We start from the raw sequence: 26,754 nt of genomic DNA, 5'->3' as shown, positions 1-26,754 counted from the left end.
GCATTTAAGTTCGTTCCGCCAGCAAGCTGGCTCCACCGGACGCGCACTACGTACGCGCCGCTTAACTAAACCGTTATGTGTTCATACCCGAATCCGATTATCCTCAAGCAAGTGAATTTCAGGTGATTTCGGCATGTCTACCGCAAAAGACGAACTCAAAGAGATTCTGGAAAGTCAGCCAGAAGACAGCACCAGTGAGGAGATCGTGCGAGAACTGGCTTTTCACGTCATGGTGCAGCGGGGCTTGGCAGATTCCGAAGCCGGCCGAGTGATCTCAAACGACGAATTGGGCCGCCGGATCCAGTCGTGGGCTCAATAGCCTGGACAGAAGAAGCCCAGCGCTGGCTCCAGGACATTCACGAATTTATAGCCCAAGATAATCCTGCGGCCGCAGATCGAGTGGTTCGAGGCATCTACGATCGAGCACAGGTGCTGTCCCAGCACCCTGAAATTGGCCACCGATATCGCGCGTCCGAGCGGCATGTGCGCGTGCTGCTCTACGGCCATTACCGTATCGCCAATCTCCTCAAAGCCAGCGGGGACATCGATATTCTTGGGGTGTTTCATGGTGCGCTCGATATCGAGAGGTACTCGCTGTGATGACACATAACAGATCATTCAACACGGACGCCTGCTACGCAGGCGCCGGTTAATTCAATCGTTATGTGAACAGTGCAAGGGTGCTACTAGAAAAGTATGTGCAACATTGAAACCATTTGGAACCGTATTTTGGTTCACGAAGGAGAGCAGTTCGAGACCATTTCTGGGCTGCCTTTCACATATGAAATCGCTGGCAATATTTTCCTCCCTGATCGCGCCAACCAGAATATTCCAAGATCTGAATTTGAGAAGGCCATTGCAGTTGGGTTGCCGATTGACGGTCCTGGGGAGATTAGCGATCTGGTGCGAGGCTCAGCCTATATTTGGGCGGTGCTGCATGATCGCCGCATCCGCCAAGCTGAATGGTAAGTAGATGAGCGAATTGTCACATAACTAAAACGTTAAGCTGCAGTTGGCGCCTTGCACATACCAAATTTGGTATATATACTAAATTCAGTATGTGGCAGGTATTCGAACACAAGCGTGTTTCCAAGAAGTTTAAATCTCTACCAATTGAAATCCTGAAGCGCTACGAAAAATGGAAAGACATCGTGCGGATCTCTGGCCCTGCCGGGTTGCGTGCCATTCGCGGATTTAGCGACGAGGCGCTCAAAGGGCAATGGAAAGGGCATCGGTCTTCGCGGCTCGGCCAGAAATACCGCGTGTTTTACAAGATCGAAGCACAGAAGGTGCTCGTAGAAGTCGTCGATTTGACGCCTCATGACTATCGGAAGAAATGAAATGAGCGACTACAGGCAAGCGAAAAAGCAAATTAATGTCTCTGTGGGTGAATCTGTGAGAATCATCCGCGAGCTTCAGGGTATGAGCCAGAATGAGGTTGCGAGTTTGTCCGGAATTCCCCAATCAACCATTTCGGCTATCGAAAACGATCGAATCAACTTGGGGGTCGAGCGGGCCAAGACCCTGGCACGGGTTTTAAAGTGTCATCCGGCCGTGTTGGTGTTTCCAGGCTGGGAAGCTGAGCAAGAGCATGCAGCTTAACAAGTCGTTAAGGCGGACTCCGTAAACGGCACCGCTTAACTCAATCGATATGCGCCACAATTGGAGCCCAAAAGTGCATGAAGGCGTGATGATAAAAAAAGCAAACCCTCTCTTGGAAATTGCGATCTTCTTGGCAATCGTGATTGCGGATTCAATCGGCCTTGTCCCAATTTCCCAAACCATATTCCTTGTGCCGTTCATCTGGGTTGTGTTGCGGTTGCGGAAGGAGCCTTGGTCCACGATCGGCTTTGTCTTGCCCGCTGGCACAAGCAAAATCATTGTCTTAGGCGTGTTTGCGGGCATTTTCTTGGAATTGCTCGCCGTATACGTAACGACACCCTTGATTAGTGGGGCTTTCGGCGTTGAGCCGGATTATTCCGAGCTCAGTGAGATTCAGGGCAACATCCAGCTTCTGGTCCTGTACTTGGCCCTTTCGTGGGTACTGGCCGCTTTTGGTGAGGAGATCTGCTTTCGTGGTTTTCTAATGAAGCGTATAGCTCAGGTATTTGGTGAAACACGGGCGGCATGGCTTGTTAGCTTGGTGCTCGCGAGTGTCTTGTTTGGGTGGGGGCATACCGAGCAAGGTGTATCTGGCTGGGTACAGGAGGGTCTCAGCGGTTTTCTGCTCGGTGTCTTGTTTTTGGCATCTCGCAAAAATCTTGCTCTACCCATTGTTGCCCATGGCGTCTCTAACAGCGTGGCCTTCGTGCTTATCTATTTTGGAAACTATCCGGGGCTTGGTGCAGGTGGCGCATAACAAATCGCTGCAGGTGACGTTTGACCCGCCACCCACTTTTGCTGCCGCAAAAGCAGGCGTCGCCTCAAACTCCGCTGAACTCAGGCGTTATGCGCCATGAGTGAGTACGAATACTTCGAAGCCTACTACATCCTTCAGGAGGGCCTGGTAGAAACTTCAATGAATGTGCTCGTGGCCTTGTTTGCGTACCTTGCGGCCAGCCACTTTGCAGGTGCAAAACTGAAGTCTGCCGCAGCAGTAACCTTGTCGGCGATCTACACAGTCTTCCTAACCAACCCCGTCATGGGCGTTTATACAGCCGCAGTATCGATGCACTCCCTGGCGGCGTCCTTTGCGAATGCGTATCCGGAATCAGAACTCCCCATTGGCGAGTTTTCACTTCCTCTTGCATTGGCATTTGTGTTGACGCCTATTTTTTTCGGTTGGTGTAGCAGCATCTGGTACCTGCACTTCATTGTGAGACATCCAGAGTATGAAGGTGGCGCATAACATGAAGTTGAAACTGACCTGGCCACCTGCCACTCCACTTGCTTTGGCAAGCCTCCGCGCCAGAACGTCCTGGCAGCTTAACCAGGTGTTAGCTCACACGAGAATGTCATGTCGGTAATGGAATTCGTTTTGGTTGCCCATGCGATTATTGTGGGCCTCGCGGTAGCGGAGATACTCAGGGGCTTTTCTGAGCTCTTTCGGTCGAGAAACAAAAACGTCAGCTACCGTTTGATACTAATTGCTGTCTGGACGCTGCTCTTGCTTCTGCAATTGTGGTGGGCTGTTTGGCATGTTAGCGACCACGAAGTTTGGAGTTTTGCAGAATTTCTGCTCTTCCTTCTGCCAGTTGGGGTTCTCTATGTCATTGCGCGGTTGTGCTTCCCGGCTGAGCTGACTGATGTGGACCTTGAGGCTTACTACGCTGGTGTTGCTGAGAAGATCTGGTGGCTCGTAGCTGCCACCTACGCTTCTTTTGCTTTTCTACTGGCACCATTCATATATGGTGGCATCCGCCCCGCGGTATTTGCCTCACAAATCGCTATTGCCGTCCTTGCGCTCATTGCGATTCGTTTGAAATCCCCATCTTTTCAGGTTGTTGTAATTCTTGTTATGTTGGGCCAGGTCTTATGGCGAGGCTTCGCGTATTCGATCGGTGGTTGAGCTATATGAAGTATGGTTCTTCGACCATCGTGTGACTCAGATTGTCCGCAGCTCTTACATCTACGATTAAACTGCTCCAAGTTAGCCTACTGAGAGCTAACAAATCCTTAAAGGCGGACGCCTTAAACGGCGCCGCTGAACTCAGGCGTTAGGTGGAAAACACAATTTCGGCACGGGAGCAGTTGCGTTCGCCCACCAAGTGGACATTGTGGATCGATGGTTCCAGTACACTCAAACCATGTGATTTGCGGGGACGAACAGCATGGACACTGAAAAGCTGAATGACTGGGTACAGATTGTTGGCATTTTCGCACTCGTTGCCTCTCTGATATTTGTCGGTATCGAGGTGAGGCAGAATTCTACTGCGACGCGTTCGGCGACCAATGCTGCTATTAAGGACTCCTTTCGGGAGTTGAACCTTGTTATTGCATCCAGTCCCGAGCTTACTTTGGCATTGGTCGCCAACGCTGAGAATCCTGACGATGCGCCACCAGAACAGAAAGTCCAGATACTCGCGATGTTTCGTGCGTTGTTTCACATATGGTCAAACGTCCATCGTCAGTATCTAAACGGAACACTGGACCAGGCTCTCTATGATGCTGTAGTACAGGAAGTTTCGATGCATGCAGGAAGAGCTCGTGGCACCGAGAGCGTTGATGATGCTGAGAGAAGAGCTCGACAAATGCGCTGGGCGTGGGAGAGTGAGCGGTTTATCTTCAATTCAGATTTTCAATTGTTTATCGATGGTCTCCTGGGCATAGAGCGATAGTCTGATTCTGGTCATGCCTGTCTATTTGAAGCCGAAAGCGGGCATCCGCAGTTTGCGAGAAAATGCTCCCATGAAGCCCCAAACGACTCATCCGCCTAACAAGGCGTTGCAGCAGACACTCGACCCGGCCGTTTCTTTTGCTGTCGCAAAAGGCTCGTCCGCCTCAAGTGCGCCTGAACTTAGGCGTTAGGTTGCATGACATGATTTCGATTTCCGATGCTCAGCGCGACATGCGGTTTGCGTACTTCAATGGTGCTACTGGAGCGGTCACCTCGGCTACAGCCTGGCTTATCGCTGCGTTTGTGGCGACTTTCATAAGCGCAACGGCGGGGATCGTGACGCTGATACTCGGTGGCATGTTGATTTTTCCAGCGTCCATACTACTCTGCAAAATCATCGGACGGCCCGGAAAACATAGCAAGAGCAATCCCTTAGCTCCGCTCGCGATCGAGGGCACGTTTTGGATGATGCTCTCTATACCCGTAGCCATTGCTGCCGCTCTCTATAAGGTTGAGTGGTTTTTTCCAGCAATGCTGCTGTTTATAGGTGGCCGATACTTCACATTCGCGACGCTTTACGGAATGAAGATCTACTGGGCCTTTGGCGCGACGCTGGCAGCGTCAGCCGTACCGTTGGTCGTATTTGAGGCGCCAGTAGTTTCTGGCGCATACACTGGGGCGTTTATTGAATACGTCTACGGCATCGCGATTTTTTCGGCTAAACCGAATGCAACCTGATAAGGCACTGCAACGGTCGCTTGACCCGGCCACATTTTTTGCTGCCGAGAAAACGCGTCCGCATCAAACGCCCCTGAGCTCAGGCGTCAGGCGCAGTGAATGGTGAGTCACCAAGCTCGAAACTCGAGTACAGAAAAATGGCAGGTCATTGCTGGCTGGTTCCTCACGCTATCGTATGTCATAGGGGCGCCTGTCTACGCGATCATTGAGGCTAATTCGGGCTTGTTTTCGGAGCGCTTCGATTATTCGCCGGGATTCCTCTATCTGGTTTCTATTGTGCAGTTTGCTTGTGCACTCGTGCTTTTCGTTCGCTCTCTGGCACCCTGGGCCAGCGCGATTTTGACAGCGTTGGCATTGGGAGCTGTGTATTCTCACGTCAGTATCGGATCACCCCTGACATCGTTGCCAGCTATCGCATACGTTTTCATTCAGATTTGGTATGGAATTCGTATATATCGCCAAAATCAGGAAAAGTCGACATGAGCGACTACAGATCATTCGTTGATTCTGGTGTTTCGGTTTTGAGTGATCATAGGTGCACGCAGCGCCTGGCAAATCACAAAAGGTGGGCACCGTAAACGGCACGGGCGACGGCGCATCGCTGGCGCTTCTTTCGATAAAGCCGAAAGCCGCACCAGCGCTGAAAGCCTGCCCTGCTTGATTCCAACGGCAGGCAGCGCCAAACCCGTCTGTCAGCTTACGTCCCTGGGCGCCACGATGACGCAAAACGCACCACCGATGAACCCGGCCAATCTTCTACTTCGTTTTCTGCTTGAAATCGCAGCACTCACGGGTTTGGCCATGGGCGGCTGGCACGTCGCTTTTGGCTGGCCGCGGCCGTTGATGGCAGTCGGATTGCCCGTGGTAGCTCTGGCAATTTGGGGCATCTTTCGTGTTCCCAACGACCCAAGCTCGAATGGACGCGCCTTGATTTCGATTGGTGGAGTCGGTCGGTTGATCATTGAAGCCGTCGTCTTTGCAAGTGGGGTGGCCGGTTTTTTCATGGCCGGCCAGAGCGCTATCGGGATTTCGGTAGGAGGGGCTGTTGCAATCCATTACTGTTTTTCTTACCGTCGCATTGGCTGGCTCTTGGCCGCCTCGAAATAGAGCATGGGTGCCCTGCCAAACAAGTCGCTCAAGCCGACTCGTCTTTGGCTCGTGGCTTAGCTTAGAGCCGTTATATGGCACCACACTTCGAAACATCATTCGGGAGGCAAGCGTGATGTGGAAAACCATTATCGTTTTTTTTGCGCTAGCAGCATCAAGCGATTTTGCGATTTCCGCAGAAGAGCTCGTGCCGGAGGGGGAACGCGAAGCTGTACTGGGAACTCTCGAGTCCTGGAATAAAGGTTGGAGGACGAAGGATGCTGCTTTAGCGGTTGCCGATTATGCAGAAGACACGGACTGGACAAATGCTTTTGGGGACCGATTCCAAAGCCGCGGAGAATTGCAAAAAGGCTTGGAAGTTATTTTTGGCCTTGACTTCGTAATGGCCGGGGAATCTGCGGGTAATAGCTATCAGGATGTAACCTTTATCACGCCTGAGGTTGCAACGGTCAGGAGCCAACTGGTTCGCTCAGGACAGCAGACGGATTCCGGTCAAACAATGCGCGACAGGCACATCAATCACCTGCGAGTACTTGAAAAACGCAATGGGCGCTGGGTAATCACCAGCCATCTCATCTCGCAGGCCAAGGAAAAAGGAAGTTTGTAGCCTGATGAACGTTGACCCAGCAAGAAATCTTGCCCTTGCTATGCCGTATAACAAACCATTCAAGATGGACGTCGTAAACGGCGCCGCTTGCTTCGTACATTAGGTGGACGAATGGATGCATTAACGATTGCCGAAGCCCTTGAGCTTATTCGAGTTAATGAAGAAGCTATGGTCACCCAGTTTGAAACTTGGCTCACAATTACATTTGCCACAATTGTCGCTGTGTTCGTCGGTAGAAACCTTTTATCCAGATTGATGCGATGGCTGGTTACCATTTTATATTTGCTCGCGTCCCTTTCAGTGATCGCGATGAGCATCTATTTCGCAGAGAGCAATGCGCAACTGACATTACTGCTTGAATCTCGCGGGGTAACGGTAGTAGCCCCGGTATTTGCGGCTTTGGTGTTCTTCTTGTTATTCGTGGCAGGTGTTTCAACGACCGTATACTTCATACATATGAAGCCTGACAGAGAGACAACCTGACATGAATTTGAAGGCGGACGTAGCTACCTGCCATCAAAATTGCCACGCAATATTGCCACCGCAACGACTACGCGACTTAACTTGGTGTTGGGTACCAGAGACAGGAAATCATCGAACGTGAAGCCTATTGCGAAGAAATCATATGCGTTGGCGCTTGCTTGCTGGGTGGTTGCATCAGCACTTATGCCGGCTCCCGCATTTGCTGCGGCAAAAGGCAAGGTGCTTTTTGTCGCATCGAATGTGCTCGATATGGGCGATCCTGAGAAGCACGATGCCCGCAACAACCTCTGGGAGTATGCACCGCCCTACCATATCTTCGTAATGCACGGTTACGAGGTTGATTTCTTGTCACCTCAAGGTGGCCGCGTCGAGTTCATGATGGACCCTTTGGGCATAAGCAGCTATGCCATCAAGTATGAGAACTTTTCAGGCAAGACCGAAAATACGCTGAAACCCGGTCAAATCGATGTCTCCCAATATCTTGCCGTGTATGTCGGTGGTGGCTACGGCACACTGTTCGACGTTGCATCAAACGAAGAGCTGATGAGCCTGATCGGGGAGGTTTACGAGCAAGGTGGTGTCGTGGGCGGCAGCGGGCATGGCCCGGGCGGCTTTGCCAATGCGAAGCTGAAGAAAGGGGGCTATATGGTGAAAGGCAAGCGTGTGGCCGGCTTCCCAAATTCGACGGAACATTCCAAATCCTGGGCCAAGCAAGGCAGCCTGCTGCCCTTTCTGGTTGAAGATCAACTCCGTAAGAACGGGGCACAGGTCGAAAATAAGGAAACATTGGCCGACAAGCACGCGGTCGTCGTCGACAAACGCATTGTTTCAACGATGTTTTTGCCGTCGGCAGCGTTAGTTGCTGAGGAAATGGTGCGGTTGCTTGAGCGGCGAGATCCATGATTCCGGGCCTGGGGCCGGAATTGCCACTGGAGGCCCGGCAGAGGACTATGCCGGCGAGTATCACGTTCGTCATTTCTACGATAGCGGCAAGTTTTCCGATGAATAATCCATGAACCGACCAACCGCCCCGGAATCCGCACTATTCTTCCCCGAACCGGCCGACTTCCGTGCCTGGCTGGACAAGCACCATGCCACCGCCGTCCACGTCTGGGTGGGCTACTTCAAGAAACACACAGGTAGGCCATCAGTGACCTGGGAAGACACCGTCAGCGAAGCGCTTTGCTACGGATGGATCGACGGTATTCGAAAGTCGCTGGACGACGAGAGCTATGTCATCCGCTTCACGCCCCGTAAACCCAAAAGTGTGTGGAGCCAGCGAAACATCGACCTCGTCGAACAATTGACGATGGAAGGCCGGATGAAGCCCGAAGGACTGGCAGCCTTTGAGCACAGGAACGCTCATCCGGACAGCGGATACCGCACGGCAAATCTGGCCGCAGACCTCACACCCGAGATGATTGGGCAGTTCAAGGCCAGGTCCGTTGCCTGGGCGTTCTACGAACAACAGCCACCTGGCTACAGGCGCCAGGCGGCGAGGTGGGTCATGGGCGCAAAGCGCGAGGACACCAGGAAACGCCGGTTGGCAACCCTCATTGACGACTCGGCCCAGAGCCTTCGAATCAAGCAGCTCCGCAAGTCGTAAGCCCAGGGGCAGCGCCATGAAAAGGGAAAGGACCTTGTACGTATCCCGGTTCCAGTTCAATTTCATCGCCGTGGTCAGTACGCTTTTGCTGGCTTCATGCACACTGGAAAATACCGACCAGCGGGCCAACGTTGCGACCGCCGAGACGGCGGAGCAGTTGTTCGCGGTAGAGATCAGGACCGACCCTGAATGGGACCCCTCGATGACGGCGAGGACATTCACGTATGAAGTACACGTGCTTAACGTCTTTTACCCCGGGTTGGTGCAGCCTTGACCAGGCGACGGGAGCACCGCCCGACAAACGGTGGCTGCGGATGGCCGACCCGCCACCTGACCTTCTGGCTGGAATATGAAACTTTCTGAAGCTTACCGTACCCGGGCCATTCGATTCCTTGAGTTGTGGGATATCGACGAATGGAAACTCAAGGTTTATGGGATCACCTATACCGATGACCCACTGGCACCATCCCTGGTGCATGCGGCACGTGAAGTTGCCTCAGCCCGAATCCGGGAAAACGCATCTCAGACCCATCATTATGGCGTTGGATTCGTCGGAATACACCAGGGCAAAACCGGAAACTTTGTTTTTGTAGATTGGTGGGCTGACGAAAATGAACTGCACCACCATGTGTATGTGTCTCCGTCTGCCCAGCCTTCTGAACTGGAGTACAAGACTCCGTCAGGATTGACCGCTTGTGCCTGGGACCTGTTTCTGATCGGACACGAACGAGATGCCTGGGTCGGTCACGTGCTCAGGCAACATGAATCGCCTGATTTGGAAGCTTACCTGGGCGCAAGATTGAATGGTGATGTGTAACCCAACCAGAATTTCTGGAGCCTTCTGCAGCATAATGGATCAGTCGATACCGGCGCCCCGTCCGCAGGTTCCGGTCAATTCAAACTTCCGGCGAGGAATTCCGGGGAGGACATGTCATGAGCACAAAGAGCAGATGGTTTCTGGGAGCGGCATGCGCAGCGATGTTCCTGGCGCTGGCTCCAACCCTTACGGGGATTGCCGTCGGAAAGAACATTACCGACTTTGCATTGGGCTTCGGAGTCGCTCTGATGTTCGGTGCGCTGGTGACCTGGAAAAATCATCGGATTGGATAGTACGCGCCGTCGCAAACGTCGCAGAGGTCATGCCGCAATCTGAGCTGCATGATGAGTTGTTCGCGGCGGCCACCAGAACATACGGCCCTTGATTCAATTTTGGCAGGAACTCAATGGATCAAGGGAAGCCCAGCTACGGCCCGAAACGGGCGATTGGCGTGTGCTACGCTGCGTGGAAGGTCCAGAGCCATTGGCGAGTTGATTTCTCGCCTCACGACAGGAGAGCACGTATGAATTTTGGCCTTTCCAACAGTCTTGCCATCGCGCTACTCTTGATTTTGGGCCAGGTGGGGGACGCGGTCGCCCAAATCACGGTCGGCGATCGCAGCGTTGGCTGCGCCGAGGATCCGGCGTGCATCAACCGCCTTCATCCCGAAATCCCGATGGTGGCCACGGCCAAACCCGGTGAGCGCATTGTGTTCATCGGCCGCGATGCTTTCGATCTGACCCTCGACCCGGACAAGAGCTCCAGCGTCAATGCCATGCCGCGCGAGGGAGCAGGCATCGTCCACGCGCTCACCGGGCCGGTATTCATCCAGGGCGCCGAAGCGGGAGATGTGTTGGCAGTCACCATCGAAGCGCTCGAACCGGACGACGTGGGCTGGACCGAAGCTGGTCCCTTCGGCTTCGCCGGCGATCAGTATGGCAGGGATGAGCGTTTTATCGTCTGGCGAATCAATGCCGAGTATGCGGTCAGTGATGCACTGCCGGGGGTGCGAATTCCGAATGCGAGTTTCCCCGGCGTGGTGACGACACTGCCTGGAGAACAATTGCTCCAAGACGTGCTGGCGCGAGAGACGCAACTGCTGGAATCAGGCGGCGCCGTGATGAACCCCGACCCGGTCGAGGCGGAGCCGGCGGAATTGTGCGGAGTGGAGGGTACAAAACCGTCGGAGTGCCTGCGAACCATCCCGCCACGGGAACACGGCGGCAATATGGACATCCGTTACATCACCACGGGCACCACCGTGTATCTACCGTGTTACATCGACGGCTGCGGGCTCGCCGTGGGCGACTTCCACTACGCGCAGGGCGACGGCGAGGTGGCGGGCACGGCCATCGAAATGGGCGGAAAAATGACGGTCACCGCCCGCGTTGTGGAGGATCCTCCGGATCTGTCGCGCGGCCCGCACTATTCGGGCCCGGCATCGGTGTTGAGGATCCCCTCGGAGCGATTCTATGCCGTGACCGGTTTTCCGCTCAAAGAAAAAGACAGCGTGCCAGCCGACCTCGCCTACCTGGACTCCCCGAAGATCGCGGGCTTGAGCAACCTGTCAGCCGACATCAATCTCGCCGCACGAAATGCGCTGGCAGCAATGATCGACTACATCGTCTCGGAATACGGATACGACCGGACGCAGGCATATATGATCGCGAGCATTGCGGTGGATTTCCGGATCGGTCAACTGGTCGATGTTCCGAACGTCGGTGTGACCGCGGTGCTTCCACTGGATATTTTTGTCGGGCGGAAGTAAAGACAAGACCAAATTGAAAGGACCATAACCATGACAAGAACCCCCAGCCTGTCCCATATCGCGTTCATGACACGTCGCTTCGAGGCCATGAAAGCCTGGTACATCGACGTATTCGATGCGCACGTCGTGCATGGGGATCCCGCCCTCGCCTTCCTGGCCTTCGATGATGAAAGCCACCGGTTCGCCATCGCCAACCTCGATGTGCTGAAGCCCGGTGAGCCTGCGGATTCCGGCGCCGGCGAGATTGGCGTCAACCACATCGCCTTCACCTACGCTTCAGCGGGTGACCTGCTCGAGACCTACGCCCGGCTCAGGGACAAGGGGTTCAGCCCCTACTGGCCCGTTCACCACGGCTTCACACTGTCGTTTTACTACCAGGATCCCGATGGCAACCGCATCGAGCTACAGGTTGAAACCTGTAATTCCCAGGCCGCCTTCGACTTCATGCGCAGCGATGTGTTCGCAGACAATCCGGTCGGGGTCGAAGTAGATCCCGAAGCGCTCCTGGCGAGCTACCGCGCCGGAGCCAGCGAAGCCGAGTTGAAGGCCCGCCCGGAAGGGCAGACATCCCCCATTCCCGCGGCCCATGGCATGGTCTGAATTCCACCGCGCATGACCGGTCTTCTGAACCGGAGAAACTGGCGATTAATTGATAGGAGTTCGTATTTCGTATCCGGGGCCGGTATATACAGAAAGTCTCTCTGAAACCGAGGAAAACACACCATGGCCAGAATAATGCTTGCAACACTGGTGGCGGTTGCCTGCCTGACCACGAGTTTCGTGCACATCGACGCGGCCGAGCCCGATGTCCCGAACCAGGACATCGCGCTGTCGCCGGAGGTATCGGATCTGCTCAGGGCCGAAATGCGCGAACTGTCCGCCGGTATGCAGGGTATTCCCGTGTCTCTGGCGAACGCGGATTGGGCTTCCATTCAAGCAACCAGCAGCAAAATGCACGCCAGTTACATCATGGCGCAGAAGCTGACTGCCGCCCAGGCACAAGAACTGGAACAGGTGCTGCCGGATGGTTTCAAGCAACTCGACGCGGATTTTCACCGCCGGGCGGAAAAGCTGGGGCGGGCCGCGGCGGCCCATGATGCCGAAGGGGTGGCTTTCCAATACGCACGCTTGATGGAAAGCTGCGCGCGGTGCCACTCCACCTATGCCAAATCGAGGTTTCCGGGGTTTGCTCCCGCAGCGCCGGAAGACCACGCTCACTAGCGCCACGTCGGTTCGGTTTATCGTGTGCATTCGCACACATGGCCCCTGTCCACCCCGCCGCGACGATTGAAGCACCAGTTCGGCCGCGCGGCGGTTCCCTGGCAGTGGGATGAAAAAGCATGCACCTGCAGACTGAAAAAACGTCGGTGTTTTTTTACGGTCTCTTCATGGATGAGGCCGTTCTGGCGTCCAGGGGTATCCGCCCATCCAGTGCGGTTGTCGGCTACCTCGAGAACTATGGCTTGCGCATCGGGGAGCGGGCGACCCTGGTGCCGGATGAGGGAAATCGGGCTTACGGTGTCTTGATGCAGGTTCCAGCCGATGATTTGGCGGACCTGTACTCGCAGGACAGTGTTGCCGACTACGCTCCGGAATCGATTTTCGTCACTTTGCCCGATGGCAGGCGCGAGCCGGCGGTGTGCTACAACCTCCCCGCGAGCAGGCTGACGGGGACGAATGCACGGTATGCGACAGATCTGATGGTCCTGGCGAACCGGTTGGGCTTGCCGGAATCGTACCTCCGCCAGATTGAAAAGTACCTGCGCTGAAATTCAGGAATTTGTCCGCACCAGGTATCCGAAAAGCCACCCACTCCGGAAGACCACAGCGAAACCGGAAGGAGAAACTGATGATTGGATACGTCATTCCCGGCACCAATGACCTTCCCCTCGTCGCGGCAATTTACGATGCCCTGTTGGCGGAAATGGGCGGCACCGACGAAGGCTTTTACGCCGCCTGCTTTCGGGATCCCGATGGCAACAAACTCGACGCGTTCAGCTATGGCTGATCGCCGGGGCGAGGAAATCCAGGCGCTGGCTTGAACTCAAGAGACAAAGGCCACGTTCTGACCATGGGTGAGTACGTGAAGAGACGCAACGGCGTGCCTGCCGGAGCGCCCGGAGGGCTCCGCAACATGCTCGAGCGTTCCCTCGGCGCAAAGTCGTTTGCCGTGTTCTGGCAGTACTGGAATCCGATCTTCGGCTATGCTCTTGGTCGCTACGTTTTCGCTCCTCTCAAACGTGCCCTGCCCCCGGCGGTCGCTCTCGTCATCACCTTCGTGGTGTGCGGGGCCGTACACGATCTGGTCACGGCTCTGGTTCGTGGTTCTCCGGCCTTTCTCTTCACGCCCTGGTTTTTTTTCCTCGGTCTCGGCGTGGTACTGGCGCGTCTCACGCGCATGGACCTGAGCCGCTTGCCGTGGGGCATACGGGCGAGCGTTAATCTCGCCTATGTCGCAAGCTGTCTCGGTCTGGCGCTCCTGGCCCTGCTGAACTGGGGAATCTGGATACCCTGACGGGTCGGGTTTACCGGGTACGACGCGGTGTGCCGCGTCAGACTGTTGCGCCATGCCCGGAACGCAAGCTGGAGTAGAGATTGAACACCGAATCGAATTTTCAGAGCATCTGGACCTACGAAATCGACGGCCGATACCGTACGGAATTTCTCGTCGCCTACGGCTCGACCGGTTCGTGGGTGGAGCTGTTTCGTCAATGCGCGGGTTACATCGGGACCGAATTGAAACAGGATACCGCCAATCCCGATCGATTCCTCACCATCGACCGTTGGCAGTCGCAGTCCACGTTTGCGGCGATGAAACAAACCATCGGCGATGCGTACCGTGAGTTGGATGCTCGGTGTGAGGCGTATACTTTGTCCGAGCACCATGTCGGCTTCTTCGCCGACTGCTGAAGGTTTGCGCCACCGGGCTTCCGTGCCGTTGCATTCGAAGCCGGACCATCCAGGCGGCGCACAGCACCGCATGGGAACGTGCCATGAGACATGCAGTCACAAAAGAGGACCAGGCCTTCAAGCACCAGGTTGAAGCCTGCGAATACCCGGTGGCGGAGTTTGACCACCGGGCGCACTTGCGACTGGCCTATGTATATCTCTGTGCCCACGGCACGGACAGGGCGATCCGGCGGATGCGGGATACGATACTCGGCCTGCTCAGACAGGCCGGCGTCGATCCGGAAGGAAAGTACCACCAGACGATGACCGAAGCTTGGATACTCGCGGTCCACCACTTCATGAACAAGACGAAGTGCTCCGAATCGGCCGACGATTTCATATCGCAGAACCCCATGATGCTGGACTCGAAAATCATGTTGACCCACTACTCCGCGGAATTGCTGTTTTCCGAAGAGGCCCGGCGGTCTTTCGTCGAGCCCAACCTGGACCCGATTCCCAGGCACCCATCGTGAGTTATCCAGCAGCCAGCGACCGCGCCGCAGGTGAACAGCGTTGACGGTTACCGTGCGCCATGAGCGCTCCGCTGATCACGCGGCCATCGCGCAGGTCATCGAGCGCGCGTTCGCTGCTGCACCGCATGCTTCCGGCGCCGAGGCCCGCATCGTCAATGATTTGCGCCAGGCGCAGGCACTGACGCTATCGCTGGTCGCAGAACGCGATGGCGCTGTCGTGGGATATGTCGCCCTCTCGCCAGTGAAGGTTTCCGACGGCACAACGCGGTGGTACGGGCTGGGACCGATCGCTGTCGATCCGGATTGCCAGCGCACGGGTATCGCATCGCGGTTGATGACGGCCGCGATCGAAGAACTGCGGATACTCGGCGCCGCCGGCTGCGTGCTGTTGGGCGACCCCGGGTTTTATGTCCGGTTCGGCTTCCGTTCCCTGCCCGGATTGACCCTGCCCGGCGTGCCGCCGGAGTACTTTCAGGCGCTGGCTTTCGGTACCTGTTGTCCTCAGGGTACGGTCAGCTACCACCCGGCGTTCGGCAGCGGGCGTTCGAACGGAGACCCTGCATCGGCATCGGAACCGGAACCTGCGCCGGCCTGAATCGGCCGATCACACGGACTTCCCGCAATTCATCAGGACGATTGAAATGAAGCTCCCCGAATCCCTGTTCGCCGTCATCAATCCGTGCATCATCTGGCTGTTGCGTTCGCCCGCACACGGCTTGCTGAGTTCGGGCGTGATGCTGATCACCTTCACCGGCCGCAACAGTGGTCGTACGTTTACCACTCCGGTGCGCTACATCCGTGACGGCGGGGTCATTCGCAGCTTTACGGCACGCAACAATCAGTGGTGGCGCAATATGCGCGAACCGGTCGAAGTCACCTTGCGCATCGCCGGCAAGGACGGCCGTTACTTGATGCAGGCCGTCACCGACGACCCGACTCGCATCCGGGCCAAGTTGCTTCGCCTGCTCGCGCTGTACCCGCAGGACGCGCCCTATTACGACATCGAACTAGGGCCGGACAAGTTACCGAAGCCCGGTCACCTCGATCGCGCGGTGGAAGCGACGGCCATGGTTGAAGCACGGGCGGTATGATAAGTGGCCGTTTGCGTGACTGAGGAGGCTGTAGATGAACATTCAGGCATCAGCGAAAGACATCGCCGCCGCCAGGGCCTACGAAGACCTGCATGTTCCGGCGCTGTTTCGCCAGTTCGCGCCCGAGGTGCTGACTGCAGCCGGGGTCGGATCGGGCCAGCGGGTTCTGGATGTGGCCTGCGGGACAGGTATCCTGGCCCGGGAAGCCGAGGAGCGCGTCGGAGATACGGGAGTCGTCGCCGGTCTTGATGCCACTCCGGGCATGCTCGCCGTGGCGCAACAACTGGCGCCCTCGATCGACTGGCGTCTGGCCAGCGCCGAGTCGCTGCCCTGGGCGGACGAGTCCTTCAATACGGTCGTCAGTCAGTTCGGCCTGATGTTTTTCCAGGATCGGGTGAATGCCATCGCGGAAATGTTGCGCGTTCTGGTTCCCGGTGGGCGCCTGGCCGTCGCGGTCTGGGATTCACTGGAAAACTCGGCCGCTTACCCCGAAGCCGTGGCCCTTCTCGAGGATATGGCCGGGCCCGCGGCGGCGGATGCATTGAGGGCGCCTTTCGTGCTGGGCGACCAAAGCCAATTGGCCGCGTTGTTCACCGAGGCGGGGGTGGCTGACATTAAGGTCACCACCTGTCAGGGAACCGCGCGTTTCCCCTCCATCCGTGTCATGGTCGAGGCCGATTTGCGCGGGTGGCTGCCGATCATGGGTGTGCATCTCGAAGACTCGCGAATCGAGGCGATACTGCAGGCGGCCGAGGATGTGCTGGCCCGGTATGTAAACAACGACGGTGAGGTTGAATTCAATGCCCCGGCACACATCGTGGCGGGCGCCCGTCCTTGAAACGGTCCTCGTAACGGTCGAGCGGTTCAGAGTCGGAATGATTCCGGGTTGACTTGCATTTGTGTTTGCGTAATACTTGCGCCCGCAATTACACCACATACATATTACAAGGAATAATCATGCCGACAAAAACCAACAGCGCCGACCTGCTGATCCAGATCAACCTGCTGGCTGCACGGCTTTCACGGCGGGCGGGTAACCGCCTCAGCATGCACGGGCTCAGCCTGACCGAATACCTCGCCATGCACTACCTGGGCAACGCGCCGCAGGCGGCCGTCCCGCGTATTGTGCTCGCCGATCACCTGGGCATGAGCGCCTCCGGCGTCACCCGGTTGCTCGCGCCCATGATCAAGACCGGCCTGGTCGAGAAAACCGCCAATCCGCGTGATGCGCGTCAAAGCCTGGTCAGCCTTTCGACAGCTGGCCAGAGGGTGTTGCAGGAAACCGAGACGAGCTTTCGGCATATCGCCGACGACTTGTTGCACGGTCTCGACTCCGGCGATCGACAGACCTTGTCACGTCTTGTGACACGGGCCGGCTGAATCATGTCGGCCCGATATCTGGAACCCACTCAGGCAGCGGCGGCCGGACGGAAACAACAAGGAGGATTCATGAGCCAATTGACTGGCGGTTGCTTTTGCGGCGTCGTCCGATACACCATCGATGGACCCCTGGTGCGGGCCCGTTCGTGCCATTGTTCGCGTTGCCGCAAGGTGTTCAGCGGGGCGGGTTCGGCCTTCGCGGAACTGAGGAAACCAGCTGATTTTCGCTGGGTCTCGGGTACTGAGCACCTGAACCGATACGCCACCGATGGCGAGTTCGGCCTGGCTTTCTGCGCCACCTACGGTTCAACACTGTGTGGTTTGTACCGGGGTGAGGTCATGGGAATCACTCTGGGCAGCGTCGACGGCGATCCCGGTGTGCAGATCGAGGCCCACATATTCGTGGATTCGAAGGCGCCGTGGGATCACATCGGCGGCACGGCTCCCCAATATCCCGAGGGGATGGAGTAGCCCGTGGACGACCACAACCGTGGCGCTTGTATTAAATACGCGATGCCCCCACAACTGCTGACATGAACAACACCGCCCGGTTCTGGGACCGAATCGCCCAGCGTTATGCCCGCCGTCCCGTTGCCGACGAGGACTCCTATCAGCAGAAACTGCGGCTGACCCGGGAATACCTTCGCCCCGACATGCACGTGCTGGAGTTTGGCTGCGGGACCGGTTCGACGGCGCTGGTGCATGCCCCGCACGTGGCTCGCATCCGCGCTACCGACATCTCCTCGAACATGATCGACATCGCCCGCGCCAAGGCGGCCGACGCCGGCATTGGCAACGTGGACTTCGAATGCGTGGCGCTGGCCGACCTCGAGGCGGAACCCGCCAGCTTCAACGTGGTGCTGGGGCTGAGCATCCTGCACCTGCTGCCCGACTGGCGTGATGTCATCGCTCGGGTCCACGGATTGCTAAAACCGGGCGGAATCTTCGTCACCAGCACGGCGTGCCTGAACGACGGGTTCGGATTCATGCGGCCCATCGCCCCGCTCGGCCGCTGGCTGGGTCTGCTCCCCGACCTGGCGTTCTTCGGCAAGGACGACCTGCTCGGAACGATGACGTCTGCCGGCTTCGAAATCAAACACGAGTGGCTGCCGGGTCCGCGCAAGGCCGTGTTCATCATCGCCCGCCGCCGCTGAGCTCACGACCCAGACCCGCGCCTGCCTGAACCCGCGCGTCCGGTGCCGGGCTGCAGCCGCACTTCCTTGCGGCATCCACGACGTACAAGGACCCCGGGAAAATTTGGTATCCTGAACATCGCTGAGTCGGTTCGCTACCGGTCGAGTCACACCCATCTCCTGGCGTTGCAGGAAGCAAACTCCGGCCTTGAAAATTCTTTACGTCACCTACGGTTTGCCGGTGCCACCTTCCAGTGGTGCGCGATTACGTGACTTTCATCTGATTCGGCGGGTGGCTCGCCATCACGAAGTGTACGTGCTCTCGTTGCTGGAACCGCAAGATGATCTGCGCCGGACGGCTGAAGCTGGATCGTTCTGTGCGCAAGTGGACGGTGTCGCGGCAGACCGCGGGCCGGTGGGCTCCTCCCTGATGGCGATCAGGGGTTTGTTGCGGGGGCGGCCCGCGGCGACCGCGACCTACTACTACCCGGCACTTGCCCGGCGCATCCGCGAACTCACCCGCCAACACCGTTTCGACCTGGTGCAGTTCGAACATTCTTTCCTGGCCCCGTACCGGACGGCCCTCGACCCGGATTTCGATGGCGCGACCGTGTTGTCACTGCACAACCTGGGGCAGCATCAATACGACAGCATCTACCGCATGAGCTCGGGCTTTCAGCGCCTGGTGGCGGCGGGCAAGGCGGGCCTGATGCGTGGCTGGGAAAGCCGCCTGGCTGCTGATTTCGATCACGTGATCGTCGTCTCGTCACAGGACCGGGAGCGGCTGCGCCGCGAAGCTGAGGGCATCAACGCGACCGTGATCGGAAACGGGGTCGACTGCGGCGAGTTGCAAGCCCAGGCGCCGGTGGACGACGAATCCGAGGACCTGCTGTTCGTCGGCACTCTGGGCTATCCCCCCAATGAAGATGCGGTGCGCTGGTTCTGCGCCGAGATTCTGCCGCGGATCCGGGACCGGCGGCCCGCCTGCCGCCTGATCGTGGCGGGTGCCGGCGGTCACGAGCGGGTGCGGGATCTGCATGTGCCCGGGCGGATCGAAATCATCGGGCGATTCACGGATCCGCGCCCGCTCTACGCCCGCGCCCGGCTGGCGGTCGTGCCACTGCGCAGCGGTGGCGGCTCCCGCCTCAAAATCCTCGAGGCGATGGCGCTGGGCCGGCCGGTGGTGTCGACCGCACTGGGCCGGGAAGGACTGGATCTCGTCCCCGGCCATGACCTGATCGAAGCCGACCAGCCGGACCACTTCGCCGACGCCGTTTGCGACCTGCTGGAAAACCCCCGACGGGCTCAAGACCTGGCCACCACGGCGCGAAACACGGTGGAGCGGCACCACGACTGGAACCTGCTGGCGCACCGCCTGCTCGAAGTCTACGACCAATGGGTGCCGGAACGGCCACGGTCGAGCGTCCACGACGTGACGCAGACGCAACGGCGGCCTCGGTCGGACGGGCCACCCCGCCTCTCCGTCATCATCCCGGTTTACAACATGCGCGAAGATCTGGAACGGTGCCTCGACGCCCTCGCGCAATCGTCCCTGGCGGACCATGAGTCGATCGTAGTGGACGACGGTTCGGACGACGGCAGCGCCGAGGTAGCCGCTTCGCGCTGTGACCGGCTGATTCGCCTCGATCGCAACCGGGGCCAGTCGGAGGCCCGCAACCGCGGCGCCCGCGAAGCACGGGCACCCCTGCTGTTTTTCCTCGATGCCGATGTCCTGGTCGAGCCCGAAACCCTGGACCGGCTCCTGGAGGTGTTTCAGCAGCACGCAGATTTGGCGGCGATGTTCTGTTCGTATCAACACGACACCCCGGCTGGAAATTTCAGCTCCCAGTACAAGAATCTGCAGCACCACTACACGCACCAGGTGTCGCGGCGGGAGGCCGCGACCTTCTGCGGCGGCTTCGGAGCCATACGCCGGGAGCTATTCATCGACATCGGCGGCTTCGACAGCCGGCAGCGCTTCATGGAAGATGTCGACCTGGGCTATCGGCTGCACCAGGCCGGGCACCGGATTCTGCTGTGCCCGGACATTCAGCTCACCCATACCAAGCGCTACACCCTGAGGGGACTGATTCGCAGCGACGTTCTCCAGCGCGCCATTCCGTGGACCCGGGTGATGTTGGAGCGGCGAGTGTTTCGCAATGATCTGAATACCCGCTCCAACCAGGTTCTCAGCGTCGCGCTCGTGTGCCTGATGATCGTGCTGCCGCTGATTCCCGGCTGGCCGGGAGTGGCGCTGATCGCCGCTGAATCTGGCTTGCTGGCCCTTCTGCTCGTCATCAACAGCCGCTTTCTCGCCTTCCTGTACCGGAAACGCGGAAGTCTATTCGTGCTGCGGGCCGTACCGATGATCGTGTTGCAGTACGCATACAGCGGCGTGGGGCTCGGTCTCGGCGTCCTCGCCCATCTGCGCGACCGCATGCGGATAACGGCGCGCCCGGAACGGGTTTGAGACGGTGAGCACGAGTCACGAGCCATTACTCAGCATTCTGATTCCGACCCTGGATTCGCGCCGGGAGCTACTCGACGGGCTCGTCGGCGAACTGGAGCGCCAGGCCGAGCACCAGGGGGCGAGCACCGACGTCGAAATCCTGCTGCGGCGGGACGACGGTTCCGAGCCGGTGGGCGCAAAACGAAACCGGTTGCTGGCTGCCGCCAGCGGCCGCTTCGTCGTATTCGTGGACGACGATGACCGGGTCGGTGAGCAGTACGTTTCCCGAATCCTCGAGGCGATCCGTTCGCATCCGGCGGCCGACTGCATTTCCCTGCGGGGAGAAATCCGTTTTCGCGGACGGCATCCGCGCCCCTTGATTCATTCGGTCCGCTATCACGACTGGCGCCATTGTGCGGGACGTTACCTGCGCCCGCCCTGTCACATTACGCCGATTCGCCGGGACATCGCCCGTGAGTATGCCTTTGCCGAAGTCGACCGGGCCGAGGACATGGACTGGTCCCTGCGCATCAGCCGTGCGGGCGCGCTGCGCAACGAGGTTTTGCTGGACGATGTGCTGTACTTCTACCAGTGCCGCCAGCGTTTCATCACGCGTTGGTTTCTGGATGTCAGCCAACCGCTGCGGCATCTGCTGGGACTCAAGTCGGTCAACCTGTTGGCGCTGCACAAGCGCGCCAAACCGCGTGTGGATTCAGCGGGGCCCGGATCGTGATCGACGCGGTTTACACCTGGGTCGACGGTGGCGACCCCGAATTCTGCCGGGCGCTGCGGGCGGCTGCCCCTGAGGCCGGCGCATTCGATGCCCGGCAGCACCTTTATGAGTGCAACGATGAATTGCGTTACTCGCTGCGCTCGGTCGAGCGTCACTTGCCCTGGATTCGCCGTATTCATCTCGTCACCAATGGTCAGAAGCCGGACTGGCTGATAATGGGCGACAAGATCCGGCTGGTACCTCACCGGGCTGTTTTTCCCGACCCCCGGGTTCTTCCTACCTTCAATTCTCACGCCATTGAATTGAATCTGCACCGGATTCCGGATCTGTCCGCCAAATTCCTGTATCTGAACGACGATCTTTTTGTCGGCCGGCCAACCTCGGAGGATGTTTTTCTGGACAGTGCCGGCGATCGGTTTTTCCTGGAAGGGATTCATTTGGATCGCGACCTGGATGACGCCAACCTCACCGACCGGGCCTGCCGCCGAACACTGGCGATTGCCAGCGCCCGGTTGGACGCCCCTCCACCAGAATGGATGCCGACACACACGCCGCAGCTGTACGACACGGAAATCATCCGCGAGTTGGAACGCCTGTTCGCAGACGAGTTCGAGCGCACCCGGAAGAGTCCTTTTCGTTCGTCCAGAGACTTCCTGCTGCGCATCGCTTATGCGACCCACGTGATGGCGAATGGCGGGCGCCCTGTGCGACTGGCCTCGGGCGGACCCGACTATTCGCTGGTGCGACTGAATACCGGCTTCGCCGCCAGGCTGCGTGACCTGCAAACGGTTCGAAGCCAGCGGCCGCGGTTCTTCTGCCTGAACAACGAGCCCGCCGCCGGCTGGTCCGGCCGATTCGCAGACCGGCTTACTCCGGGATTTCTGCGGCTCTACTTTCCCGGCCGGTCCCGGTTCGAGAAACCGTCCCGCTTCCACCGGGCCGCGAGAGCCGAATCGTGAATCCCGGGCAAACCCGGGCCGAGCGCTTCTGGAATCAGCGCATCGGCAATGACCCGGACGAATCGAGCATTGGTTGTGCGGGCTTCGGCCGCAACTACAACCGCTGGCTGTACCGCGTACGTGCCAGGCGATTCCGGGCCGTCGTGAGAGAGCTGGCCGTGGATATCCGGCAGTGCACGATACTGGACGCCGGCTCAGGGACGGGGTTCTATCTCGATCAGTGGCAGCAACTCGGCGCAAGGCGGATTCACGGGCTGGATTTCAGCGAAGCGGCCCTGGATTATCTGCAACCGCGGTTTCCCACGATCACCCTCCATCATCAGGACCTGTCTGGCGTTACCAATCTGCCGCAAGCCGGGTTCGATCTCGTTTCGGCCTTCGACGTTCTTTTTCACATCGTCGACGACCCATGTTATGACCGTGCGATCGCGAACATCGCGCAAGCACTCAAGCCCGGAGGTTACCTGCTCTTGTCGGAAAACTTCACACACCACGTGCGTGCGCGAGGCGGGACTTATCACTACAGCCGAACCCTGACGGATATCCATGAGCGCCTGGCCCGCCAGGGGCTGGAATTGCTGTTTCGTCGGCCGATGTTCGTCCTGATGAACGCCCCGGACGATTCCACCAGCGCCCTGCTTCGGGCCTGGTGGCGGCTGGTCGGCCGCGTCGCGCGGCATAGCGAGATCACGGGTTGGCTGACCGGCGCCCTGCTTTATCCGTACGAGCGAGTACTGACCCGGCTTCTCAGGGAGAGCCCGAGTACCGAGATCGCGGTGTGCCGCCGGATGGCGGCAGAAGTGACTGCACCATGACCGAGACGTCGTCTGAAGCCAGCGTCAAGCGACGCCCCCTGCTTTTTCTGACACAGGCCATGGCGGCCTACGGAGGGGGGAGCTGCGTTACGGCATGGGCATTGCAAGCCCTGGAATCGAACTGGGATGTCACCATCCTGTGTGCTTCCCGTCCCGATTTCGCCGGGATCGACCGGCACTTCGGCACCGCTCTCGAGGGCAAGGCATTCACCATCTGGCAATTGCCGTTTCCATTGCGTCACCTGCACCGGCTCGATCCGGACCCGTTCAGCGTGCAGCGTCTGGCCTGGATGATGCGCTTCTGCCGGGCCCGTTCGGATCGCTACGATGTCGTCGTTTCATGTGATGACGAACTCGACTTCGGACGGCCCGGAGTGTCATACACGCATTTTCCGTACTTGACGCCACATTTGGCTACGCTGCGCAGAAACGATGAAGCGGCAACCCTGCGTAGATTCGGGCGCATGCTGACCGGGTCGTGCCCGCCGTGGATGTTCATTTCGGGCATACGATTATCCAGCTTGCGCAGCAATCAGATGATCTGTAATTCCCAGTGGACGGCCGACCACACGGGCCATATCTACGATGTGGAGCCGAAGGTGCTGTATCCGCCCGTGGTGTGGAGGCGCCCGGTCACAGACTGGCGGCAACGACGCTTCGCATTTGTGGCCATCGGCCGTCTGTCACCATCCAAGCGCTACCTTGAGATGATCGATATTCTGGAGCGGGTTCGTGCACGCGGCTTCGGTCTTGAGTTCGAGATCATCGGTGACCCCGACCGGTTGGCACGCGATGCCTACGTGAACCACCTCCGATCACGCATCGAAAGGGCCGGTGACTGGTGCCGGCTGCATGTGTCGGTCAGCCGCGATCGGCTTGAAGAACTCGTGTCCGGCTGTCGTTTCGGCCTGCACGGCTTGCACGACGAGCATTTCGGCATCGCTCCGGCGGAAATGCTGCGCGCCGGCTGTGTCGTATTCGTGCCCAACAGCGGCGGCCAAACCGAAATCGTCAACGCCGATCCGGCCCTGGTCTACGACTCGGACGACCAGGCCGTGGACAAGATCTGCCGCCTGCTGGCCGACGAAGCGGAACAGGAGCGGGTTCGCCGGCGCTTGCAGACTGCAGCGGAGCGGTTCAGCGAAGAACGTTTCATGGCGGGTTTTCGCGACATCGTCAAAGAATTCGCAGACGGCCGATAATCATCGACCGAGCCGTTTTGTCATTCGGGTTCCGGAACCCCGCCGGCAGCCAGGATCGGGCGCGGGACCGCCTGCCCCAAACCGTCGAAGGCATGCTACGCTTTGGAGGAAGGGCCGCGGGTACTGATCGTCTGTCCGATGAAATCCACGGCCATCCCGTTGACAAAACCATGAGGATTACCCCTTGAACATCGTGCCCGAATCGCTACGCGATCTGCTGGAAGGTCCTGTGACCATTTCCCTGGCCACCCTGATGGCCGACGGCACCCCGCAGGTGCAGCCGGTATGGTGCGGCTACGACGGCACTCATATCTGGATCAATACGGAAAAAGGCCGGCAGAAGTACCGCAATCTGTCGCGCAGGCGCAAGGCCACGGTTCTCGCAGTCGATCCGAACAACGACAACCGCTGGGTGGAAGTTCGCGGCGCGGTCGTCGAGGAGACCGAGGCCGGCGCCTTCGAGCACATCGACGAACTGGCCCGGCTCTACCTGGGACTGGATGATTATCCGTGGAATCGGGACGGCGACATCCGGGTGATCTTCAAGATCGCTCCGGAGCGCGTGAATTCCATGGAAACCACGATGCCGGAACGGGAATCCGACGATTGAATCGGGCCGGTCGCTGGTTCAGGACGCGGGCCATTTTCCGGTAAGGTAGGCGCCCATGAACATCAGTGAACAATTCGCCGTACTCACGCCGGAACTGGCGGTAAAGTCCGTGCCGGTCGGCCCCAGCTTATACGACGATCTCGATCGGGACTTCGGCGGATTCGGCGGGCATGTGCTGATTTCATCGCATGCATTCGAATCCGACTTGTTCATCACACCGGGCGAAGGAACTCTAAACCGTGAGCAACCCGATTAAGACCGACGCGCCAGGTTCGGCTCCCCTCTCCCGCCGCCAGGTCATCGGCGGAATAACGGGTGCGGCGGGCGCCGGCATTGCCGCCGGCCTGGGATGGCCCGTGGCCGCTGCGGCGCAGGGTGCTGTTACGGATTTTCGCATTCGCACCATCACGGCGGGGATCTCCCTGGGCAGTGCAGCGGATTTTCATGCCGTGGATGGCGCGCTTGATTTTCTCGCGCAGGCAAGGCGCGCATTCACCGACACGGGATACACGGTGCAAACCGTTCGTATCGCCACCCAGCCAGTGGGCGAGTATCTGCCCGCCTGGGATTCCGCCGCCGGCATCGCCGCCTTGCGTCAGCTCGACCGGCACCTGGAACCGCACGGCCTGCCTGTCAGTATCGGTCAGATTCTGCGTGGGCCCGACGCGCATCCGGGCTTTGCCGACTGGATGGCGGAGCTGGTGACCGAAACCCGGCAGCTGAACGGAACGGCTGTGGTCGGTTCCATCGAGCACGGCGTGCATACCGGCGCATGTGACAGTGCGGCCCGGGCCATTCATGCGCTGGCCCAAACCGGGACCGGGGGCGAGGACAATTTTCGCTTTGCCGCCACGGCTTTCTGCCCGCCGGGCACACCGTTTTTTCCCGCCGCCTGGCATCAGGGCCAACCGGCTTTCGCTCTCGGGCTGGAGTCGCCACCCCTGTTGACCGCGGCCTTCACCGGGGCGGCCAGCATCAGCGAAGGCGCGGCGCGGCTGCGCGAGCGACTCGAAACCCAACTCGCTCCGGTGGAAGCGCAGGCCCGCGAATTGTCGCAGGCGACCGGTTGGCGCTATCTCGGAATTGACGCGTCACCCGCGCCGGGGATCGATGCCAGCATCGGCCAGGCCATCGAAACGCTGACCGGGGCACCGTTCGGATCCGCTTCCACACTGGCGGCCTGCGCCGCGATTACAGGAGTGCTGCAAAGCCTGAGCATTGAAACCTGTGGTTACTCGGGCCTGATGCTGCCGGTACTGGAAGACCCGGTACTGGCGGCCCGCGCCACCGAAGGGCGATACGGAATTCAGGAATTACTTCTCTATTCAAGCGTCTGTGGCACCGGTCTGGACGTGGTGCCCCTGCCGGGCGACACGCCGCCAGAGAAGCTGGCGGCGGCCATCACTGACGTCGCCGCCCTGGCGGCCCGTTATCGCAAGGCGCTGTCGGCCCGCCTGTTTCCGGTCCCCGGCAGACAGGCCGGAGAAATCGTAACGTTCGACAACCCATATCTCACCGACGCGACCGTCCTGCCGCTGGGCTGACTGGCGTCGTATCC

At 58.8% G+C, this 26,754-nt stretch carries 41 protein-coding genes; all 41 read left to right on the top strand.

Annotated features, from left to right (window positions below):
• Nucleotides 1-133: 133 nt before the first annotated feature.
• The 41 genes from V3330_RS17430 to V3330_RS17230 all read left to right on the top strand — a co-directional run bounded on the left by V3330_RS17430 (nt 134) and on the right by V3330_RS17230 (nt 26,740).
• Complete coding sequence (locus V3330_RS17430) at nt 134-319, top strand: hypothetical protein (protein ID WP_354696727.1); 186 nt, start codon at nt 134-136, stop codon at nt 317-319.
• The gene (locus V3330_RS17425) at nt 307-600 is read left to right on the top strand and encodes a type II toxin-antitoxin system RelE/ParE family toxin (protein WP_354696726.1); all 294 of its coding nucleotides are present in this window, start codon (nt 307-309) and stop codon (nt 598-600) included. The genes V3330_RS17430 and V3330_RS17425 overlap by 13 nt, the downstream gene beginning before the upstream one ends.
• A gap of 96 nt (nt 601-696) precedes the next feature.
• On the top strand, nt 697-969 hold the full coding sequence (locus V3330_RS17420; protein ID WP_354696725.1) for a hypothetical protein: 273 nt from the start codon (nt 697-699) through the stop codon (nt 967-969).
• Nucleotides 970-1,058: 89 nt separating this feature from the next.
• Nucleotides 1,059-1,340, top strand: a complete 282-nt coding sequence (locus tag V3330_RS17415; RefSeq protein ID WP_354696724.1) for a type II toxin-antitoxin system mRNA interferase toxin, RelE/StbE family — start codon at nt 1,059-1,061, stop codon at nt 1,338-1,340.
• Nucleotide 1,341: 1 nt separating this feature from the next.
• Entirely contained in the window at nt 1,342-1,602 is a 261-nt protein-coding gene (locus V3330_RS17410; protein WP_354696723.1) for a helix-turn-helix domain-containing protein, read from the top strand.
• Between the two features lie 73 nt (nt 1,603-1,675).
• On the top strand, nt 1,676-2,359 hold the full coding sequence (locus V3330_RS17405; protein ID WP_354696722.1) for a CPBP family intramembrane glutamic endopeptidase: 684 nt from the start codon (nt 1,676-1,678) through the stop codon (nt 2,357-2,359).
• 96 nt (nt 2,360-2,455) lie between these two features.
• Complete coding sequence (locus V3330_RS17400; RefSeq protein ID WP_354696721.1) at nt 2,456-2,848, top strand: hypothetical protein; 393 nt, start codon at nt 2,456-2,458, stop codon at nt 2,846-2,848.
• A 108-nt stretch (nt 2,849-2,956) separates the two neighbouring features.
• Nucleotides 2,957-3,508, top strand: coding sequence for a hypothetical protein (locus tag V3330_RS17395; RefSeq protein ID WP_354696720.1), 552 nt, complete (start codon nt 2,957-2,959; stop codon nt 3,506-3,508).
• A gap of 262 nt (nt 3,509-3,770) precedes the next feature.
• Nucleotides 3,771-4,277: a hypothetical protein gene (locus V3330_RS17390; RefSeq protein WP_354696719.1), complete on the top strand. Its 507-nt coding sequence runs from the start codon at nt 3,771-3,773 to the stop codon at nt 4,275-4,277.
• 200 nt (nt 4,278-4,477) lie between these two features.
• Entirely contained in the window at nt 4,478-5,014 is a 537-nt protein-coding gene (locus V3330_RS17385; RefSeq protein ID WP_354696718.1) for a DUF7010 family protein, read from the top strand.
• 99 nt (nt 5,015-5,113) lie between these two features.
• Entirely contained in the window at nt 5,114-5,497 is a 384-nt protein-coding gene (locus V3330_RS17380; RefSeq protein ID WP_354696717.1) for a DoxX family protein, read from the top strand.
• Between the two features lie 42 nt (nt 5,498-5,539).
• Nucleotides 5,540-6,121: a YrdB family protein gene (locus V3330_RS17375; protein WP_354696716.1), complete on the top strand. Its 582-nt coding sequence runs from the start codon at nt 5,540-5,542 to the stop codon at nt 6,119-6,121.
• Between the two features lie 115 nt (nt 6,122-6,236).
• Complete coding sequence (locus V3330_RS17370; RefSeq protein ID WP_354696731.1) at nt 6,237-6,728, top strand: SgcJ/EcaC family oxidoreductase; 492 nt, start codon at nt 6,237-6,239, stop codon at nt 6,726-6,728.
• 111 nt (nt 6,729-6,839) lie between these two features.
• Nucleotides 6,840-7,211: a hypothetical protein gene (locus V3330_RS17365; protein ID WP_354696715.1), complete on the top strand. Its 372-nt coding sequence runs from the start codon at nt 6,840-6,842 to the stop codon at nt 7,209-7,211.
• Nucleotides 7,212-7,328: 117 nt separating this feature from the next.
• Nucleotides 7,329-8,114 (top strand): type 1 glutamine amidotransferase domain-containing protein, encoded by a 786-nt coding sequence (locus V3330_RS17360; RefSeq protein ID WP_354696714.1) that lies wholly within the window; start codon nt 7,329-7,331, stop codon nt 8,112-8,114.
• Nucleotides 8,115-8,223: 109 nt separating this feature from the next.
• Nucleotides 8,224-8,817 carry a YdeI/OmpD-associated family protein gene (locus tag V3330_RS17355; protein WP_354696713.1) on the top strand — a complete coding sequence of 198 codons (594 nt, stop codon included), beginning with the start codon at nt 8,224-8,226 and terminating at the stop codon, nt 8,815-8,817.
• A gap of 16 nt (nt 8,818-8,833) precedes the next feature.
• On the top strand, nt 8,834-9,091 hold the full coding sequence (locus V3330_RS17350) for a hypothetical protein (protein WP_354696712.1): 258 nt from the start codon (nt 8,834-8,836) through the stop codon (nt 9,089-9,091).
• Nucleotides 9,092-9,166: 75 nt separating this feature from the next.
• Nucleotides 9,167-9,634 (top strand): isochorismatase, encoded by a 468-nt coding sequence (locus tag V3330_RS17345; RefSeq protein ID WP_354696711.1) that lies wholly within the window; start codon nt 9,167-9,169, stop codon nt 9,632-9,634.
• A 116-nt stretch (nt 9,635-9,750) separates the two neighbouring features.
• A complete protein-coding gene (locus V3330_RS17340; protein WP_354696710.1) occupies nt 9,751-9,927 on the top strand; it encodes a hypothetical protein in 177 nt (58 codons plus the stop codon).
• A gap of 230 nt (nt 9,928-10,157) precedes the next feature.
• Nucleotides 10,158-11,402: an acetamidase/formamidase family protein gene (locus V3330_RS17335; RefSeq protein WP_354696709.1), complete on the top strand. Its 1,245-nt coding sequence runs from the start codon at nt 10,158-10,160 to the stop codon at nt 11,400-11,402.
• A 30-nt stretch (nt 11,403-11,432) separates the two neighbouring features.
• Entirely contained in the window at nt 11,433-12,002 is a 570-nt protein-coding gene (locus tag V3330_RS17330) for a VOC family protein (RefSeq protein ID WP_354696708.1), read from the top strand.
• A gap of 123 nt (nt 12,003-12,125) precedes the next feature.
• The gene (locus V3330_RS17325; RefSeq protein WP_354696707.1) at nt 12,126-12,623 is read left to right on the top strand and encodes a cytochrome c; all 498 of its coding nucleotides are present in this window, start codon (nt 12,126-12,128) and stop codon (nt 12,621-12,623) included.
• A gap of 119 nt (nt 12,624-12,742) precedes the next feature.
• Nucleotides 12,743-13,171 (top strand): gamma-glutamylcyclotransferase family protein, encoded by a 429-nt coding sequence (locus V3330_RS17320; protein WP_354696706.1) that lies wholly within the window; start codon nt 12,743-12,745, stop codon nt 13,169-13,171.
• 80 nt (nt 13,172-13,251) lie between these two features.
• Nucleotides 13,252-13,410, top strand: coding sequence for a VOC family protein (locus V3330_RS17315; RefSeq protein ID WP_354696705.1), 159 nt, complete (start codon nt 13,252-13,254; stop codon nt 13,408-13,410).
• Nucleotides 13,411-13,440: 30 nt separating this feature from the next.
• Nucleotides 13,441-13,917 carry a hypothetical protein gene (locus tag V3330_RS17310; RefSeq protein ID WP_354696704.1) on the top strand — a complete coding sequence of 159 codons (477 nt, stop codon included), beginning with the start codon at nt 13,441-13,443 and terminating at the stop codon, nt 13,915-13,917.
• Nucleotides 13,918-13,997: 80 nt separating this feature from the next.
• Nucleotides 13,998-14,312 (top strand): antibiotic biosynthesis monooxygenase family protein, encoded by a 315-nt coding sequence (locus tag V3330_RS17305; RefSeq protein ID WP_354696703.1) that lies wholly within the window; start codon nt 13,998-14,000, stop codon nt 14,310-14,312.
• An 83-nt stretch (nt 14,313-14,395) separates the two neighbouring features.
• Nucleotides 14,396-14,824, top strand: a complete 429-nt coding sequence (locus V3330_RS17300) for a hypothetical protein (protein WP_354696702.1) — start codon at nt 14,396-14,398, stop codon at nt 14,822-14,824.
• A gap of 40 nt (nt 14,825-14,864) precedes the next feature.
• Complete coding sequence (locus tag V3330_RS17295; RefSeq protein WP_354696701.1) at nt 14,865-15,419, top strand: GNAT family N-acetyltransferase; 555 nt, start codon at nt 14,865-14,867, stop codon at nt 15,417-15,419.
• A gap of 46 nt (nt 15,420-15,465) precedes the next feature.
• Entirely contained in the window at nt 15,466-15,915 is a 450-nt protein-coding gene (locus V3330_RS17290; protein WP_354696700.1) for a nitroreductase/quinone reductase family protein, read from the top strand.
• A 34-nt stretch (nt 15,916-15,949) separates the two neighbouring features.
• Complete coding sequence (locus tag V3330_RS17285; RefSeq protein ID WP_354696699.1) at nt 15,950-16,753, top strand: class I SAM-dependent methyltransferase; 804 nt, start codon at nt 15,950-15,952, stop codon at nt 16,751-16,753.
• A 119-nt stretch (nt 16,754-16,872) separates the two neighbouring features.
• Nucleotides 16,873-17,295 carry a MarR family winged helix-turn-helix transcriptional regulator gene (locus V3330_RS17280; protein WP_354696698.1) on the top strand — a complete coding sequence of 141 codons (423 nt, stop codon included), beginning with the start codon at nt 16,873-16,875 and terminating at the stop codon, nt 17,293-17,295.
• Between the two features lie 69 nt (nt 17,296-17,364).
• A complete protein-coding gene (locus tag V3330_RS17275; RefSeq protein ID WP_354696697.1) occupies nt 17,365-17,766 on the top strand; it encodes a GFA family protein in 402 nt (133 codons plus the stop codon).
• Between the two features lie 62 nt (nt 17,767-17,828).
• Nucleotides 17,829-18,449: a class I SAM-dependent methyltransferase gene (locus V3330_RS17270; RefSeq protein ID WP_354696696.1), complete on the top strand. Its 621-nt coding sequence runs from the start codon at nt 17,829-17,831 to the stop codon at nt 18,447-18,449.
• 187 nt (nt 18,450-18,636) lie between these two features.
• Nucleotides 18,637-20,898: a glycosyltransferase gene (locus V3330_RS17265; protein WP_354696695.1), complete on the top strand. Its 2,262-nt coding sequence runs from the start codon at nt 18,637-18,639 to the stop codon at nt 20,896-20,898.
• Between the two features lie 4 nt (nt 20,899-20,902).
• Nucleotides 20,903-21,610, top strand: coding sequence for a glycosyltransferase (locus V3330_RS17260; RefSeq protein WP_354696694.1), 708 nt, complete (start codon nt 20,903-20,905; stop codon nt 21,608-21,610).
• The gene (locus V3330_RS17255; RefSeq protein WP_354696693.1) at nt 21,607-22,569 is read left to right on the top strand and encodes a stealth conserved region 3 domain-containing protein; all 963 of its coding nucleotides are present in this window, start codon (nt 21,607-21,609) and stop codon (nt 22,567-22,569) included. Before V3330_RS17260 ends, V3330_RS17255 begins: the two co-directional genes overlap by 4 nt.
• Entirely contained in the window at nt 22,566-23,384 is an 819-nt protein-coding gene (locus V3330_RS17250; protein ID WP_354696692.1) for a class I SAM-dependent DNA methyltransferase, read from the top strand. Before V3330_RS17255 ends, V3330_RS17250 begins: the two co-directional genes overlap by 4 nt.
• The gene (locus V3330_RS17245) at nt 23,381-24,586 is read left to right on the top strand and encodes a glycosyltransferase family 4 protein (protein WP_354696691.1); all 1,206 of its coding nucleotides are present in this window, start codon (nt 23,381-23,383) and stop codon (nt 24,584-24,586) included. Before V3330_RS17250 ends, V3330_RS17245 begins: the two co-directional genes overlap by 4 nt.
• A 193-nt stretch (nt 24,587-24,779) precedes the next feature.
• Nucleotides 24,780-25,196 (top strand): PPOX class F420-dependent oxidoreductase, encoded by a 417-nt coding sequence (locus tag V3330_RS17240; RefSeq protein ID WP_354696730.1) that lies wholly within the window; start codon nt 24,780-24,782, stop codon nt 25,194-25,196.
• A 55-nt stretch (nt 25,197-25,251) separates the two neighbouring features.
• Nucleotides 25,252-25,452 carry a hypothetical protein gene (locus V3330_RS17235; RefSeq protein ID WP_354696690.1) on the top strand — a complete coding sequence of 67 codons (201 nt, stop codon included), beginning with the start codon at nt 25,252-25,254 and terminating at the stop codon, nt 25,450-25,452.
• Nucleotides 25,436-26,740: a DUF711 family protein gene (locus V3330_RS17230; RefSeq protein ID WP_354696689.1), complete on the top strand. Its 1,305-nt coding sequence runs from the start codon at nt 25,436-25,438 to the stop codon at nt 26,738-26,740. The genes V3330_RS17235 and V3330_RS17230 overlap by 17 nt, the downstream gene beginning before the upstream one ends.
• The last annotated feature ends 14 nt before the right edge of the window (nt 26,741-26,754 follow it).

This window comes from Elongatibacter sediminis (assembly GCF_037892215.1).
Taxonomy (GTDB): Bacteria; Pseudomonadota; Gammaproteobacteria; order Xanthomonadales; family SZUA-36; genus Elongatibacter; species Elongatibacter sediminis.
This window is presented reverse-complemented; position numbering and strand designations above follow the sequence as displayed.